13 protein-coding genes are annotated in these 16,307 nt (G+C 60.2%); 2 read left to right on the top strand and 11 right to left on the bottom strand.

Going from position 1 to position 16,307, the window contains the following annotated elements; all coding sequences use genetic code 11:
- Positions 1-12: 12 nt before the first annotated feature.
- The gene (locus QA646_RS23545; protein ID WP_283059159.1) at positions 13-1,593 is read right to left on the bottom strand and encodes an ABC transporter substrate-binding protein; all 1,581 of its coding nucleotides are present in this window, start codon (positions 1,591-1,593) and stop codon (positions 13-15) included.
- A gap of 122 nt (positions 1,594-1,715) precedes the next feature.
- Here QA646_RS23545 and QA646_RS23540 point away from each other — a divergent pair, with 122 nt between their 5' ends.
- Positions 1,716-2,501, top strand: coding sequence for a helix-turn-helix transcriptional regulator (locus tag QA646_RS23540; protein WP_283059158.1), 786 nt, complete (start codon positions 1,716-1,718; stop codon positions 2,499-2,501).
- 61 nt (positions 2,502-2,562) lie between these two features.
- On the opposite strand, the gene QA646_RS23535 is transcribed toward QA646_RS23540, so the two are convergent.
- The 9 genes from QA646_RS23535 to QA646_RS23495 form a co-directional block, all read right to left on the bottom strand.
- Positions 2,563-4,194 carry an ABC transporter ATP-binding protein gene (locus QA646_RS23535; protein WP_283059157.1) on the bottom strand — a complete coding sequence of 544 codons (1,632 nt, stop codon included), beginning with the start codon at positions 4,192-4,194 and terminating at the stop codon, positions 2,563-2,565.
- A complete protein-coding gene (locus QA646_RS23530; protein ID WP_283059156.1) occupies positions 4,187-5,014 on the bottom strand; it encodes an ABC transporter permease in 828 nt (275 codons plus the stop codon). The genes QA646_RS23535 and QA646_RS23530 overlap by 8 nt, the downstream gene beginning before the upstream one ends.
- On the bottom strand, positions 5,011-6,018 hold the full coding sequence (locus QA646_RS23525; protein WP_283059155.1) for an ABC transporter permease: 1,008 nt from the start codon (positions 6,016-6,018) through the stop codon (positions 5,011-5,013). Before QA646_RS23525 ends, QA646_RS23530 begins: the two co-directional genes overlap by 4 nt.
- A gap of 97 nt (positions 6,019-6,115) precedes the next feature.
- On the bottom strand, positions 6,116-7,705 hold the full coding sequence (locus tag QA646_RS23520; protein WP_283059154.1) for an ABC transporter substrate-binding protein: 1,590 nt from the start codon (positions 7,703-7,705) through the stop codon (positions 6,116-6,118).
- A 127-nt stretch (positions 7,706-7,832) separates the two neighbouring features.
- Positions 7,833-8,615, bottom strand: a complete 783-nt coding sequence (locus tag QA646_RS23515) for a carnitinyl-CoA dehydratase (RefSeq protein ID WP_283059153.1) — start codon at positions 8,613-8,615, stop codon at positions 7,833-7,835.
- A 6-nt stretch (positions 8,616-8,621) separates the two neighbouring features.
- Positions 8,622-10,679 (bottom strand): acetate--CoA ligase family protein, encoded by a 2,058-nt coding sequence (locus QA646_RS23510; protein ID WP_283059152.1) that lies wholly within the window; start codon positions 10,677-10,679, stop codon positions 8,622-8,624.
- Positions 10,680-10,683: 4 nt separating this feature from the next.
- Positions 10,684-11,844 carry an acyl-CoA dehydrogenase family protein gene (locus QA646_RS23505; RefSeq protein ID WP_283059151.1) on the bottom strand — a complete coding sequence of 387 codons (1,161 nt, stop codon included), beginning with the start codon at positions 11,842-11,844 and terminating at the stop codon, positions 10,684-10,686.
- A gap of 12 nt (positions 11,845-11,856) precedes the next feature.
- A complete protein-coding gene (locus QA646_RS23500; RefSeq protein WP_283059150.1) occupies positions 11,857-13,344 on the bottom strand; it encodes a carnitine 3-dehydrogenase in 1,488 nt (495 codons plus the stop codon).
- A gap of 7 nt (positions 13,345-13,351) precedes the next feature.
- A complete protein-coding gene (locus QA646_RS23495) occupies positions 13,352-14,254 on the bottom strand; it encodes a 3-keto-5-aminohexanoate cleavage protein (protein WP_283059149.1) in 903 nt (300 codons plus the stop codon).
- A gap of 98 nt (positions 14,255-14,352) precedes the next feature.
- Between QA646_RS23495 and QA646_RS23490 the strand changes: the two genes are divergently transcribed.
- Positions 14,353-15,348: a GlxA family transcriptional regulator gene (locus QA646_RS23490; protein ID WP_283059148.1), complete on the top strand. Its 996-nt coding sequence runs from the start codon at positions 14,353-14,355 to the stop codon at positions 15,346-15,348.
- On the opposite strand, the gene QA646_RS23485 is transcribed toward QA646_RS23490, so the two are convergent.
- Complete coding sequence (locus QA646_RS23485; protein WP_283059147.1) at positions 15,323-16,198, bottom strand: LysR substrate-binding domain-containing protein; 876 nt, start codon at positions 16,196-16,198, stop codon at positions 15,323-15,325. The genes QA646_RS23490 and QA646_RS23485 overlap by 26 nt on opposite strands.
- Positions 16,199-16,307: the final 109 nt, after the last annotated feature.

Raw genomic sequence — 16,307 nt, 5'->3', positions numbered from 1 at the left:
TCCCGAAGAGGTTTAAGCATTAAACCACACGCGGCTGCCGATATAGCCGTTGGACATATCGTTGCCGATGTCGTCGACATATCCCTTCAGCGTTTTCGAAGAGGCCATGATGTAGTCGTTGAAGACGGGCAGGATCAGACCACCATCGTCGCGCACTGTCAAAGCCAACTGGCGGTAAAGCGCCTTGCGCTTAGCCTCATCGAGCTCGGACCTTGCCTGCAGCACTATCTTGTCGAAATCAGGGTTCTTGAAACGCGTGTCGTTCCATTCGGCGGTCGATATGTAGGAGGTAGAATAGCGCGAATCCTGCGTCGGGCGGCCGCCCCAGAAGGAGGCGCAGAAGGGCTGCTTGTTCCAGACATTTGTCCAGTAGCCATCTTCCGGTTCGCGCTTGACGTCGATCGTAATGCCGGCCTTGCGCGCACTTTGCTGGAACAGGATCGCCGCATCCACGGCGCCGGGAAAGGCTGCATCGGAGGTAAGCAGCTGAACGGGACGGTTGAGGCCCGATTTCTTGAAGTGGAAGGCGGCCTTTTCCGGATCATACGGCCGCTGCTCGATATCGGTCGGCGCGAGGGCATAGTTGGAATTGACCGGATAGTCGTTGCCGATCGTCCCGTAGCCGCCCAGAACCTTATCCAGGATCGACTGGCGATCGATGGCATATTTCAGCGCAAGCCGAAGATCATTGTTGTCGAAAGGCGCTGTGTCGCAATGCATCAAAAAACAGTAGAAGCCCTTGCCGGGATTTCGCACGATATCGGCATTCGGTGCTCGCTGCAGCATGGGGATCGTCTTCGGATCGACATTGTTGACGAAATGGACCTGGCCGGAGGCAAATGCTGCAATGCGCGCGGTGTTGTCGTTGATGACGAGGATTTCGACGCTGTCCACAAAGCCGCGATCGGAGCGCCAATCTTTCGGATTCTTCTCGAAGGTCGCGCGAACACCGGGTTCAAAATTCTTCAAGATGTAAGGGCCGGTACCGATGGCCGCCGCCGGCTTTTCGACGCCACCTTTCGGCTGGATGATCAGGTGGTAGTCGGTCAAAAGCAGAGGCAGGTCCGCATTGCCTTCGGAAAGCGTCAAAACAAGATCGCCTGCCTTTTCTTCGATGCCTGTAACTGACGCCATGAGTCCAAGAGCACCCGACTGCGAATTTTTGTCCGCATGCCGCTTCAGCGTCGCGACGATATCGGCGACGGTCATCTTGCTACCGTCGTGAAACTGCACGTCCTTCCTGATCTTGAAAGTCCAGACGGACGCATCGGCGGATGGCGTCCAGGACGTTGCCAGCGACGGCAGGGGTGCACCGGTCTTGGGATCGGATTCGACAAGCGTATCGCCCCACAGGCGGCCGATGACGAACAGAACGGAGGCGCTGTAGGTTGCCGGGTCGAGCGCATCGCTGGTGGCTCCGCCCTTAAGGCCGAGCTTCAGATGGCCGCCATGCTTTGCTTCCTGCGCGCGGGCTTCGCGCGGTATCAGGAGGCCGGAGGTGAGGGCCGGCAAAGCGCCCAGCGCGACGGCCCCGCCCAGGAAGTGGCGGCGGCCGATTTTCAGTTGTGAGGATTGATCCTTTTGTTGCGTCATTGCGGTTCCCTCGTTTTCCTTTTTGTAGGTCGGAACGTAGAGGTTGAGCCGGCTCACGCAATTTCGCGACTTGACGCGCCTTTAAGCGAGTTTACGCTAGGCTTTCCGAGACGGAGTAACTGATGCCTTATTTGGTCGATAACCTCAAAATTGCCTGTGCAACGCAGCGCTCCATTTCGCATCTGTGCCGTGCAATTGATATCAACCGGCAACAATTCAACCGATACATCAACGGCCAGACGAGACCGTCGGCCCATAATCTGGCGCGCATCGCCAAGTATTTCGATCTCGACGCAGCCGACTTTGGTCTCGCGCCCCGGCTCTTTCGCGAGCGGCTTCGCAAACCGAACCTAGACCTCAACCAAAGTTCCGAGCTCTTAAAAGCGTTCCCCGGAGATCTGACCGCGCTTCGGCGCCATATCGGCTATTTCCAGACCTATCATCGCTCGCCGTCCTGGCCCGGAATGGTTGTCTGTTCGTGCAGCCGTCTTATCGAGCAGGGTGGGCTGGTGCATGTCAAATCAATGGAGCGTCTGCGGGACCCTGGAAACGGCATCCAGCAGTTTTCGAAATATGTGGGCTTGGCCGCCTTCTATCGAAACCGGATCTTCATTACGGAGCGCGTCGTCGGCCCGAACCCCATACTGTCACAGACGATCCTGCTGCCATTCGACGAGTACCAGCGCGTCTACTTGCGTGGAACGACAATGGGAGTTTCCTGGCGAAAGGAAAACCTCCCTTATGCGTCGCGTATGATTTGGCGGCATGTCGGCGCCGAGCCGGATCTGCGTGAACTTCTCTCGCGCTGCGGACCTCTGCCGCTATCGTCACGCCAGCTGCCGCCGACGGTACGCTCGTTTCTCGCCGATCCATCCGCTGAGGTGTATGCGGTTCCAGCGGAGTATTGATGATATCGATATCAGCAACGAGGCCCTCAAATCCGGCCTTGGAGTTCGCGATGTCGAGCTTTCAATTTCCGGCACTCTCCATTTTCCGCGTCGCCAGCACACGCTCCAGCCAGCCGATCTCCATTTCCGGCACTGATTTCAGCAGCAGATCGGTGTAGTCGTCGAAAGGCGGCGAAAGCACTTTCGATTTCGGCCCGAAGCGCACGAGCTTGCCGCGATGCATGACGGCCACACTATCGGCGATGGCGCGGACGATCGCGATATCGTGGGTGATGAAGATGTAGGAGAGCTGGGATTCCTCCTGGAGCCGCATCAGCAGTTTCAGGATGCCTTCGGCAACGAGCGGATCGAGCGCCGAGGTTGGCTCATCGCAGAGGATGAGGTCTGGCTTGGCCGCAAGGGCACGTGCAATCGCGACACGCTGCTTCTGGCCTCCGGAAAGCTCGGCCGGATAACGGTCGATGAAACCGTTGCCCATTTCGATCTGATCGAGCAGTTCTTTCACGCGCGCCGTCTTTGATGCGCCTCTTAAGCCATAATAGAAGGTGAGGGGGCGGCCGATGATATCGCGCACGGTCTGGCGGGGATTCATGGCGGTATCGGCCATCTGGTAGATCAATTGAATGCGCCGGAGCTCGTTGCGCGAGCGGTTTTTGAGTGCCGGCGTCAGCGGTTTTTTGTCGAAAGAAATCCTGCCGTCGCTGGGCGGCAGCAGTCCGGTGATAACGCGCGCAAGCGTCGATTTGCCGGAACCGGATTCGCCGACGATCGCGAGCGTCTGGCCTTTCGGCACATGTAGCGAAACATCGTGCAGCACCTTGAAGCCGTTCGAATATTCAGCGCTGACGTGTTCGACTTTTAAAAGCGTATCGGATTGATCCGCGGCCTCTTCCCGTGCGGTCTGGCGGACGTTGACGAGAGCGCGGGTATAATCTTCCCGCGGTGCCTCGATGATTTGCTGCACCGGACCGTATTCCACCTTTTTGCCGTGCCGCAACACCATGATGTCGTCTGATATCTGCGCGACGACGGCAAGGTCGTGGGTGATGTAGAGCGCTGCCGTATGGGTCTCCTCGATCGCATGTTTGATCGCCGCCAGGACGTCGATCTGCGTCGTCACGTCGAGCGCGGTGGTCGGCTCATCGAAGACGATGAGTTCGGGATTGGAGCAGAGCGCCATCGCGGTCATCGCGCGCTGAAGCTGGCCGCCTGAGACCTGATGGGGAAAACGATCACCGAACGTCTCGGGGTTGGGCAGACCGAGGACCCGGAAGAGGTAGAGTGCGCGTTTCCTTGCTTCGTCCTTCGTCATCAAGCCATGCTTGACGGAGGCTTCGATCACCTGTTCCCCAAGCTTGTGGGCCGGATTGAAGGCTGCTGCGGCCGATTGGGCTACATAGCAGACGCGCGCGCCGCGAATCCTGCGGATGCCCGATTTGTCAAGCGGAAGAATATCGACGCCGTCGAGCAGCACCGTGCCGCCGGTGATCTCCGCGCCGCCGCGGCCATAGGCCAGCGCCGAAAGGCCGATGGTGGATTTGCCGGCGCCGGACTCGCCGATCAGGCCGAGCACCTTGCCCTTCTGGAGATCGAAGGAGACGCCGTCGACGATCGTGACGCGCTTCGGGGGCTCGCCGGGCGGATAGCTGGTCGCTTCGATCTTGAGATCACGAACGGAAAGAAGCTCAGGCATCGCCACGTCCTCCCTTGAGGCTGGAGGTGCGCTTCAAGAGCCAGTCGACCACCAGATTGACACAGACTGCAAGCGCCGCAATCGCGGAGCCCGGCACGAGAGCAGCGGAAATGCCGAAGATTATGCCGTCCTTGTTGTCCTTGACCATGCCGCCCCAATCGGCCGACGGCGGTTGGATGCCGAGCCCGAGGAAGGAGAGCGTCGACAGGAACAGGATCGAAAAGGCAAAGCGCAGGCCGAACTCCGCCAGCAATGGCGAGAGCGTATTCGGCAGGATTTCGCGGAAGATGATCCAGACCTTGCCTTCGCCGCGCAGCTTGGTGGCTTCCACGAATTCCATGACCGCCACATCCAGCGCGACGGCGCGGCCGAGGCGGTAGACGCGCGTGGAATCGAGGATCGCCATGACCAGGATCAGCACGACAAGGTTCTGTGGCAGCACTGCCAGCACCACAAGCGCGAAGATCAAGGTCGGGATCGACATCATCAAGTCGTTGAAGCGCGAGAAAACCGTGTCGACCAATCCGCGCGAGACGGCGGCGGTGAAGCTCAGGATGATGCCGAGCGAAAACGAAATGATTGTCGCCGCCAGCGCCACGAACAACGTGGTGCGGGCGCCGTAGATCAGTCGCGAAAGAATATCGCGGCCGAGATTGTCGAGGCCGAAGAAGTACTGCGCGTCGGCGGGCTGCCAGACGTTGCCGACGACTTCGGTTTCGCCGTAGGGCGCGATCAGGGGTGCAAAGATCGCACAGATGAAGGCGAGTAGTATGCCGATGATGCCGACCCAGGCGGTGATGGGGATGTCTCTCAATCTCATCGCGGATGCCTCAGGCGCGGGTTGGCGACGATCGCCAGGATATCGGCAACCATATTGAGCAGGATGTACACGGCGGCAAAGATCAGTCCGCAGGCCTGGACCACCGGCATGTCGCGTACGGTGACGGCATCGACCATATACTGGCCCATGCCGGGATAAACGAAGACCACTTCGACCACCACGACACCGACGATGAGATAGGCGAGGTTCAGAGCCACAACGTTGATGATCGGCGCCAGCGCATTGGGTGCGGCATGTTTGACGATGGCGCGAAAGGCGCTGAGGCCCTTCAATTCCGCTGTTTCCATATAGGCGGACGACATTACCGAGAGGATCGCGGCCCGCGTCATGCGCATCATATGGGCGAGGACGACGAGTACAAGCGTTGCCGTCGGCAGGGCGATGGCCTTCAGCCGGTCAATGAAGTCCATGCCGTCATAGACGGTCGCGGGGAATGTCGCGATGCCGAACTTCACTCCGAAAAACAGGATGAGCAGGTAACCGATGAAAAATTCCGGCAATGAAATCGCCGCCAGTGAGATCACGTTGATGATCTTGTCAGGCAAACGGTTTCGGAAATGCACGGCCAGCATGCCGAGCCCGACCGCGAGCGGCACCGAGATGACAGCAGCACAAGCCGCAAGGAAAAGCGAATTGCCGAGACGCTTGCCGATCTGCTCGCTGACGGAGTTCTTGCTGGCCCAGGATGTTCCGAAATCCCCCCGGACCGCATTCCCCAGCCATTCGAAATAGCGCGTAGTCACGGGCCGGTTGAGGCCGAGTTCGGTGCGGATATTGGCTACGGCCTGCGGTGTTGCCGACTGGCCGAGATAGGTCGTCGCGAAATCGCCCGGCAGGGCTTCAAGGCCGCCGAAAATCAGGACCGAGACGGCGAAAAGCAGCACGAGGCTGAGCAAGAAGCGCTCGATAATGAGGGACAGCAGCGGAAATCGCTGCTTGAACCGCAATCCGGGCAGCACTGTGCTGGGTTGTATATTGGACATTGCTGATGCCTCGCGCTGAAACGTCAGGAGGACCGCGGAGATTTTCCGCGGTCCCGGCTCTGCTAGAGATGAGGGCATTCCCGCCCTGCTTCGGGCATCAGGACTCTAGCCAGACGCGGGTCGCGACGTAGCCGTTCGACATGTCGTTGCCGATATCGTGAACATAACCCTTCACCTGCTTGGTGGAGGCATTCACGAAGTCGTTGAACATCGGCAGAATGACGCCGCCCTCGTCGCGGACCATCATCGCCATGGCGCGATAGAGCTCCTTGCGCTTGGCTTCGTCCAGTTCGGAACGGGCCTGAAGCAGAAGCTTGTCGAAGTCCGGACGCTTGAAGCGCGTGTCGTTCCAGTCCGCCGTCGAGAGATAGGCGGTGGAATACATCTGATCCTGCGTCGGTCGTCCGCCCCAGTAGGAGGTGGAGAAGGGCTGCACATTCCAGACGTTGGTCCAGTAGCCGTCGCCCGGCTCGCGCTTGACCTCGATGTTGATGCCGGCCTTCTTGCAGCTTTCCTGGTAAAGAACGGCGGCGTCGACGGCGCCGGGGAAGGCGACTTCCGAGGTGCGCAGCAGCACGGAGCCGTCGTGACCAGACTTTTTGTAGTGGAAGGCGGCCTTATCCGGATCGTAGACACGCTGCTCGATGCCTTCGGGGAAGAGCGCATAGGTGCTGTTGATCGGGAAGTCGTTGCCGACTTTGCCGTAGCCGCCGAGGATCTTCTTCACCATGGTTTCGCGGTCCATGGCATATTTCAGCGCCAGGCGAAGGTCGTTATTGTCGAACGGCGCGGTGGTGCAATGCATGATGAACACGTAATGCCCGCGGCCGGCGGTCGATAGGATTTCGACGTTGGGTGCGCGCTTCAACAGGTCCACCGTCTTCGGATCGACGCGATTGATGTAATGCACCTGGCCGGACGACAGAGCGGCAATACGTGCGGTCGCATCGTTCATGCCGATGATTTCGACGGTATCGACATAACCGCGATCGGTGCGCCAGTCGTCCTTGTTCTTCTCGAAAGTTGCGCGTACGCCGGGCTCAAAACTGACGAGCTTGTAGGGACCGGTGCCGATCGAGGCGAGGGGATCGTCGTTGCCGCCATTCGGCTGGATGACGAGGTGGTAGTCGGAGAGCAGCAACGGCATGTCGGCGTTGCCTTCGGTCAGTGTCAGGACGAGGCTGTCGCCGTCGGCCTTGATGTCCTTGATCGATTTCATGACACCGAGCGCGCCGGATTCCGACTTGCTGTCGGTGTGGCGCTTGAGCGTGGCAACGACGTCGTCGATGGTCAGATCCTTGCCGTTGTGGAACTTGACACCCTTGCGGATCTTGAAGGTCCAAGTAACAGCGTCCTTCGATGGTTCCCAGGATTCGGCAAGAGCCGGCACGGCGGCACCAGTCAGCGGATGGGATTCGACCAGCATGTCGCCCCAGCAACGGCCGACGCAGAACATGAATTGCGACAGGAATTTTGCCGGATCCTTGGAATCGGTGGCGGCACCGCCTTCAAGTCCAAGCTTAAGATGGCCGCCACGCTTCGGTTCGGCCGCCACCGCGCTTTCGGTGAAAAGCTGGTCGGCAAGTGCCAATGTCATGCCGGCCGCCATGGCGCGCCCCATGAATTCACGGCGGCTGAGACCGCCCGAGGTCACACGGCTTGCCAAGTGTTTCGTGTAGTCTTTCATTCCCCTGTTCCTTCTTCTTGACGTGTTGATAGAACTTTCGAGCAAGGCTTCGGATGCGGTTTCCTCTCCGCCGGAAGCCTGATTGCCCGTGATCATGCGGGAAAATAATGCAGTTGTCGCTGCTTTCTCACTTTCCTTTCCAGATTGGGCTTCGCTTCTCCGCGAATGCCCTTGCGCCTTCCAACTGATCCTCGCTCGAATAGAGGGCGTCGACGGTAGCAAACTGCCGTTTGGTGATCTTGTTCATGGCAGTCTGAAACGTCGTTCCCTCCGCTTCGCGGACAATTTCCTTGATGGCTGCGTAGACGAGCGGTGGGCCGCTTTCGAGAAGCCGGGCAAGTTCCCATGCCCGGTCCATCAATCGGTCCGCAGCGACGATCTCGTTGACGAAGCCCCAACGATGAGCCTCGGCAACGTCGAGCCAACGGCCGGTCAGGAGCATGTCCATGGCTATATGATAGGGAATGCGCTTCGGCAATTTGATCGATGCAGCATCTGCGACGGTCCCCGAGCGAATCTCCGGAAGGGCGAAGGTCGCGTGCTCGACGGCGATGATCAGATCGGCGGAAAGAGCAATCTCGAGGCCGCCGCCGCAACAGATGCCGTTGACGGCACAAATCACCGGCTTGTTGAGATCGCGAAGTTCCTGGAGGCCGCCGAAACCGCCGACGCCATAGTCGCCATCGACCGCATCGCCGGCGGCAGCCGCCTTCAAATCCCAACCGGCAGAAAAGAACTTCTCGCCGGCACCTGAAACGATCGCGACGCGCAGATCGGGGTCATCACGAAAATCGCGGAAGATCAAACCCATCTCGCGGCTTGTCGCGAGGTCGATGGCGTTTGCCTTCGGCCGGTCGATGATGACCTCCAGGATACCGTTGTCACGCCTGGTACGAATGGGGCTTTGCAACTTCCGCTACCTCCTTCGCCGGATGAGGGCATCTGCGGCGACGACGCCGTGATTTTCCGGCAGAACCATCAATGGATTAATGTCCAGTTCCTCAAGTTGCGCGGCATTTTTTACGACATATTCTGCCGCTGATAGGATGGCGTCGGCAACTGTGTCGAGATTGCCCTTCGCACCGCCGCGGTAGCCTTCGATCAATTTCCTGATCCTCAGCCGTGAAACGGCGTTCAAGACCTCCGTCTTGGTTACGGGAAGGGCTAAAATGGCAGAATCTTCAAGCAATTCCACCAGAATTCCGCCCGCTCCGACCGTCAATGTCAATCCGAGGACGGGATCGCGCACGGCGCCGACGATCAACTCGGCAACGGGCCGCTCGATCATCCGTTCGACCAGGTATCCGGAGGCAATGGAGGCCATGCGCTCTGCCGCGTTTCGCACCGCCTTTGCATCCCAGAGGTTGAGTACGACGGCTCCAACTTCGGACTTGTGTTCAACGCCCAGTGCCTTCAGCGCGACAGGAAAGCCGAGGCGTTGTGCCTGCTCGGCGGCGTCATTCGGGCTGGCTGCCGTAGCCCCCAGTGGCACGGAGAGGCCGGCGGCGGACAACTCCGCCTTAGCAACCGCCTCGCTGAGGGTTTCGACTTCACCTGTGCCCGAGGGGATATCAAGCAACGGCAGAGGTGACTGAGCGTGCCAGGCCGCACCGATGCGGCTTGCAACTTCCGCTGCGGCAATGGTTTCGCTTATGCCGCAGAGAGGCACTATGCCATCTGCGATGAGCTGCATGGCAATTGTCTCCGGCATGTTTTCCGGCAGTGTCGCCAGAATGCCCGCACGGGCGCCGGTCAGCTTTGCCGCGGCTGCGACGGCGGCAATCGTCGTCATCCAGTCCGCCGCATCGCAACGATCGTCGCGTGGAAAATCGAGGACGATCAGATTGAGCGCATAGTCGCCTTCAAACATGGCGGTGAAGGCTTCTGTTTGGCGCGAAAGGTCGCCCCAAACGAAGGTGTGATAATCGAGGGGATTCGAGAGCGTGACCATCTCGCCGAGACTGCGTCGCAAGGTGGGCAATTGCTCCGGTTTCAGATCGCGGAAATCCACGGCCCGGCCGGTCGCGGCATCGGCCATTAGCGAGGCCTCGCCGCCGGAACAGCTCATCGAAGAAATCGCATTGCTTTTAAGCGGGCCGGTTACGTGCAGCAGTTTCAGCGTTTCGATGAGTTCCGGCAGCGTTGCTACCCGGCCAATACCGAGGCGGGCGAGAACCGCATCGGCAACGGCGTCGCTGCCGGAAAGGGATGCCGTATGCGAAACGGCGGCGCGCTGCGCCTGCTCGGATTTGCCGACCTTCAGGGCAACGACGGGTTTTCGCAGTTCCCTTGCACGCATGGCAAGTTTTTGCAGCGTCTGGATGTTGCCGAAGCCCTCGATATGTAGGCCAATCGCCGTAACGCGGGGGTCTTCCAGGACGGCGAGGGCGAGATCCGACAGTCCAATCTGCGCCTGATTGCCGGCCGTTATCAGATAGCTGATGGGCAGGCCTCGCTTCTGCATGGAAAGATTGATGGCGATGTTGGAGGATTGGGTGAGAATGGCGACGCCACGGTCGACCCGCACCATGCCGTGCTGGTCGGGCCAGAGCAGGGCGCCGTCCAGACCGTTGATCACGCCGTAACAATTCGGCCCGACGATCGGCATGTCGCCGGCAGCACTGACCAAGGCCTCCTGCAGCGCGGCACCGTCAGATAATTCGGCGACCGCTTCGCTGAAGCCGGACGCGTAGCAGACGGCGCCACCGGCGCCTCTGGCTGAAAGTGCGCGCACGATATCGATGGTCAGCATCCGGTTGACGCCGACGAAGGCGGCATCGGGTGCGGCAGGCAGGTCTTCCACCGATCGATAGCAACGGCGCCCGAGCACGGTATCGAGCGTCGGGTGCACGGGCCAGATATCTCCGGCAAAACCCATGCGATCGCATTGTTCGATGACGCGGCGCGCTTCACGACCGCCGAAGACGGCGATCGTTTGCGGTCTGATCAGGCGATCGAGCGGGCGTTGCGTCATCCGATCACGCTCCGAATGGCCGCAGCAGATCGCGGCTGATGATGTGGCGCTGGATCTCCGAGGTTCCGTCCCAGATGCGTTCGACGCGCGCATCGCGCCAGAAGCGCGCCAGCGGCAGATCGTCCATCAATCCCATGCCGCCGAAAATCTGGATCGCTTCGTCGGTAACCCGGGCAAGCATCTCCGAGGCGTAGAGCTTGGCAGATGCGATTTCGCGATTGGCGGGAAGACCGGCGTCGAGACGCCACGCAGCGGATAGAGTCAGCAGGTCGGCGGCGTCGATTTCCGTGATCATGTCGGCAAGCTTGAAGGACACGCCCTGATTGGCACCGATCGGCCGGCCGAACTGCTTGCGCTCCGCGGCATAGGGCAGCGCCAGATCGAAGACACGGCGAGCACGCCCGACACAGCTTGCGGCGACCGTCAGGCGCGTGCCGTAAAGCCACTCATTGGCAATATCGAAGCCGCGATGCACCTCACCGAGTACCTGCGACTTGGGCAGACGGCAGTCCGTGAAGCTCAGGATGACGTTGTGATAGCCGCGATGCGAAACCGAGTCATAGCCTTTAAGGATTTCGAACCCTGGCGTGCCGCGATCGACCAGAAAAGCCGTGATCTTCTTCTTGGTGCCCTTCGCCGTTTCCTCTTCGCCGGTAGCGGCAAAGACGATGACGAAATCGGCAACGTCAGCATGAGAGATGAAATGCTTGGTGCCGTTTAGAATGAAATCGTCGCCGTCCTGCCGTGCCGCGCATTTCATGCCGCGCATATCGGAGCCGGCGTCGGGTTCGGTAATGGCAAGCGCGTCGATCTTTTCGCCGCGTACCGCCGGCAGGAGATACCGTTCGCGTTGCTCGCCTTCGCAGGCCATCAGAATTCCGGAAGGGCGGCCGAAGAAGACGGTGAGCCCCATCGAGCCGCGGCCGAGTTCACGCTCGACAAGCGTGAAGGTCGCGTGGTCGAGGCCGGCGCCGCCGATCTCCTCGGGAAAATTGCAGGCATAGAAGCCGAGTTCGATGCATTTGCGCCGGATTTCCTGGCCAAGCTCCGGCGGCACGGCGCCGGTGCGCTCGACCTCATTCTCATGCGGATAGATCTCCGCCTCGACGAAGTCCCTGACCGTCTTGACGATCATTTCCTGTTCTTCGCTAAGCCCGAAATTCATGACCGCTTCCTCCTAGCGCTTTTGTCCGACATGGCGCCCGACGCCTTCAGGCACAGGCAGTTTTGCGTGGACCGCGGCAATCGGCTTTATTTTGCCCAGCACCTCCTCCGGCGCGGGAGCGGCTTTTCCGGCCTTGGCATCGACATGCAGCAGCATGTGTTCGGCGGTGGCGATCGCTTCGCCGCTTGCCGTGTCGTAGATCGTGTGAAACACATGCAGCCGCTTCTCGTCGGAGCCGAGGATCTGCGCGGTCGAATGGATGGCCTGACCGAGCTTGGCTTCGCCGAGATGACGAATATGCGTCTCCACGGTGTAGTAGCTGTGACCGCGTTCCACATAGGCGAAGTCGACGCCGATCAGGCGCAGCAACGCGTCCGACGTGTCGCCGAACACCTGCAGGTAGCGGTGCTCGGTCATATGACCGTTATAGTCCACCCATGCCGGGCTGACTTTGGTTTCGATCAGCCGCAGGGGCTGCGCGACGTCCGCGAGCTCGTCGCCGCCGGTGGAGGCCCAGAGGTCCTGCTCGAAATCCTTGAGCAGCTTGCCAGCGCCCCAGCCCTTGCCGCCATGGCTTCCCTTCAGCGTCTGCAGGATGCCGACGAGATTTTCATCGCGAATACGCTCCAGCTCGCGGATCGACAGACCATCCGCCTGCTCATCCGACTGCTGGCCGATCTTTTCGACCAGCGCGTCGTCGAGATCGACGACATCCATCAGCTTCGTCCAGTTCCATTTGAGCGCCGGACCGAACTGCGCCAGGAAGTGCCGCATGCCCGCTTCGCCGCCGGCGATGCGATAGGTCTGGAAAAGACCCATCTGCGCCCAGCGCAGGCCGAAGGAATAGCGGATGACGTCATCCAACGTCTCGACGGTGCAGATGTCGTCCTTGATCAGCCACAGCGCCTCCCGCCATAGGGCTTCCAGCAGTCGATCGCCGACGAAGGCCTCGATCTCCTTGGCGATGTGTACGCCCTTCATGCCGATCGGCGGCAGCCGTTCCATGGCGGCCTTGATCGCTTCCATGGACGTCTTTTCGCCCCCGACGATTTCGACGAGCGGCAGCAGATAGACCGGGTTATAGGGATGAGCAACGAAGAGGCGTTCTGGATGACGCATGTCGCGTTGCAGATCGGTCGGCAGCAGCCCCGAAGTGGATGAGCCGATCAGAGCATCCGGCTTTGCTGCGGCATCGATTTGCGTCAGGACTTTACGCTTGAGATCGAGCCTCTCGGGTACGCTTTCCTGGATCCAGTCGGCATTGCCAACGGCCGCTTCAAGCGTGTCCCTGAATGTGAGCTTGCCGCGCGGCGGAAGCGGCGCGCCGGTCAGCATCGCGTAGGCTTTTTCAGCGTTTGCCAGAACTTCGCCGACGATCCGGGTCGCTTCCGGATGCGGGTCGAAGACATCGACGTCGATGCCGGCCAGCAGAAAGCGGGCGATCCATCCGCCGCCGATGACGCCGCCGCCGATGCAGGCTGCCTTGTTGATCCTGGTCATCGGGGCCTCAGCGCTTCGTCAGTTTCAGTTTCTTGCGGACATCCTCGGGGCCGATGATGCGCGCGCCCATGCCTTCGACGACCTGCACCGCCTTTTCGACGAGCTGGGCGTTGGTGGCGAGCATGCCCTTCCCGACATAAAGGTTATCTTCCAGGCCCACGCGGACGTTGCCGCCGGCAAGCACGGCTGCAGCCGGGTAGGCCATAGCATGGCGGCCGATGGAAAAGGCCGAGAAGGTCCAGCTCGAGGGAACGTTATTGACCATCGCCATGAAGGTGTTGAGGTCATCGGGCGCCCCCCAGGGGATGCCCATGCAAAGCTGGATGAGGACCGGGTCCTCAATCAGACCCTCCTCGGCAAGCTGCTTGGCAAACCAGAGATGACCGGTATCGAAGGCTTCGATCTCAGGACGCACGCCGAGATCCGTCATCTTCTTTGCCATCGCCCGTAGCATGGAGGGCGTGTTGGTCATCACATAGTCGCCGAGACTGAAGTTCATAGTGCCGCAATCGAGCGTGCAGATTTCCGGCAGGCATTCGGCGACATGGCTGACGCGCTCGGTGGCGCCTGCCATGTCGGTACCCCGGACGTTCAGGGGCAGGGGGCTTTCGACATCGCCGAAGATCAGGTCGCCGCCCATGCCGGCGGTCAGGTTCAGCACAACATCGACATCGGCCGAACGGATACGGTCCGTGACCTCCTTGTAGAGATCGTTGCGGCGGCTGGCAGCGCCAGTTTCCGGATCGCGGACATGGCAGTGGACCACTGCCGCCCCAGCCTTGGCGGCGTCGATCGCGGATTCCGCGATCTGCTTGGGAGTGATCGGAACATGGCTGGATTTCGAGACTGTATCGCCGGAGCCGGTGACGGCGCAGGTGATGAAGACATCGCGGTTCATCGCAAGAGGCATTTTTGTTCTCCCTCGTATTGAGGACATTACGAGGCAAGCAGCGCCTTCTTGCTTTGCATTATCGGAAACAAACGATACATTATCGGAAATAGCGGAGAATGCCTGTGCTCACCTCATCCAACGCGCCGCTCGAGATCGATCTGCTGGTGCTTCCGGAAACGAACCTGATCCTGATTGCTTCGGTGATCGAACCGTTGCGTGGAGCGAACCGAATTTCCGGAGCGGAACTCTATCGCTGGCGCTTATTTACGCCTGACGGCTCGCCCGTCGAAACGACAAGCCGCATCCCGGTTCCCGCGTCCGGCGACTTCAAGCCGACCGACTCCGCTCCGCTCTTCGTGCTCGCGAGCTACAATTGGCGAAACAGCGCGACGCAGGGGCTGAAGATGCAGATATCGCAGACGGCGCGGTATCGTTCGATGATCGCGGGCATCGAATCCGGCAGTTGGCTGCTGGCGGAAGCAAGCCTTCTCGATAATGTGTCGGCGGCTGTCCACTGGGAAGATTTCGACGATTTCGCGCTGGCCTATCCGCAGGTGCGTGCCGTCAAGGACCGTTTCGTGATCGATGGCAAGCGCATCACCACCGCGGGCTCATTGCCGACCGTCGACCTGATGCTGGAGATCATTCGGCGGCGGCAAGGCTATTCTCTTGCGCTGGAAGTGAGCCGGCTTTTCATCTACGAGCCCGCCAATATGCAGAGCGCGGCAGAACTTTCACCGTCGACCGCCGGCCTGCGCATGCGCGACCCACGCGTGGCTCAAGCTATACGGCTGATGGAGGAAAACATTGAGCAGCCGCTGGTGCTTGCGCGCCTTGCGCGACGCGTCGGTGTCAGCGCCCGTCACCTTCAGGCGCTCTTTCAGGAAAGCATCGGCGCGCCTCCGCATGTGCATTACCTGGCCCTCCGGCTCAATGCAGCGCGACGCAAGGTGATCGAGACGAAGGAGTCCTTCGCGGAGATCGCCGCAGCAACTGGCTTCAACTCGGCCTCGGCATTTTCCCGCAGCTATCGCGCCAGCTTTTCGGAAAGCCCTTCCGGCACGAGACGGCGGCTACGCGGGCGCTCTATGGCTGCAGCAGAGCCGACATAGGCTGGAAGGCTTCGCGCACCATCTCCGCCAATTCGCGGATCGCCTCGCTGGAATGATAGGGGTTGCGGCGAAGCACGACGCGCGAGGAATCGACCGGCGGGAAGCCGTCATCGCTCGCCAGCTCCCGGCAGCCATGCGGGATGTTGCTGCGGGATAGTGTCGTGACGGCAAGCCCGGCGGAAACGGCGTTCTTCAAGCCGGAACTCGTGTCGGCGATGAAGGCGATACGATAGCGCCGGCCGATTTGCTCCAAAGATTTCAGGGCAAAATCGCGGCACCATGTCGAATCACGATAAACGGCGATGGGCAGCGGCGTCGCCTCGTGCACGCGATGGACCAACGATGTCACCCAGACCGTCGGGTCGATACAGAGCACCTCGCCTTTGCTCTGGTTATTCCAGTCAAAGACGACGGCCAGGTCCAACTCATCCTTTTCCAGCGCGGCCAGGTTATGTGCCGTGTAATCACAGGAGACGGTCACTTCGACGGCAGGGTGCCGGACGGCGAAGGCGGCGAGCGCCGCCGGTAGGACAGTCTGGCTATATTCCTCCGGAATTCCGATCCGGACAGGTCCGTTCAGCGGCTTGGTGCGGATGGTCGCGGCGGCTTCGTTCAACAGATCGACGATCCGTCGCGCATAGGGAAGCAATTGATTTCCGGAGCGGGTCAGCACAACCCCCCGCGCGCTTCTTTCGAACAGAGCCTCGCCGACAATTTCCTCCAAGCGCTTGATCTGCGCACTAACAGCGGATTGCGTGCGGCCGATGCGTTGCGCGGCAACGGAAAAATTCAACGTCTCGCTGATGACGAGAAACGTCCGGAGCAGATCGCTTTCGATGGGTTCGCGCATGGGCAAGCCACAAAAATTTCCGATGGCACATATCTCTACTATTCGTTTGTCTGATGTCAAATATCGGCGCACACAAGGACAGTCCGTTCAGGTGCTTCGCTCCCGAGAT

Origin of the sequence: Rhizobium sp. CB3090 (assembly GCF_029714285.1) — a bacterium.
GTDB lineage: Bacteria > Pseudomonadota > Alphaproteobacteria > Rhizobiales > Rhizobiaceae > Rhizobium.
The sequence above is the reverse complement of the archived record's forward strand: the minus strand, read 5'-3'. Positions and strand labels throughout refer to the sequence as shown.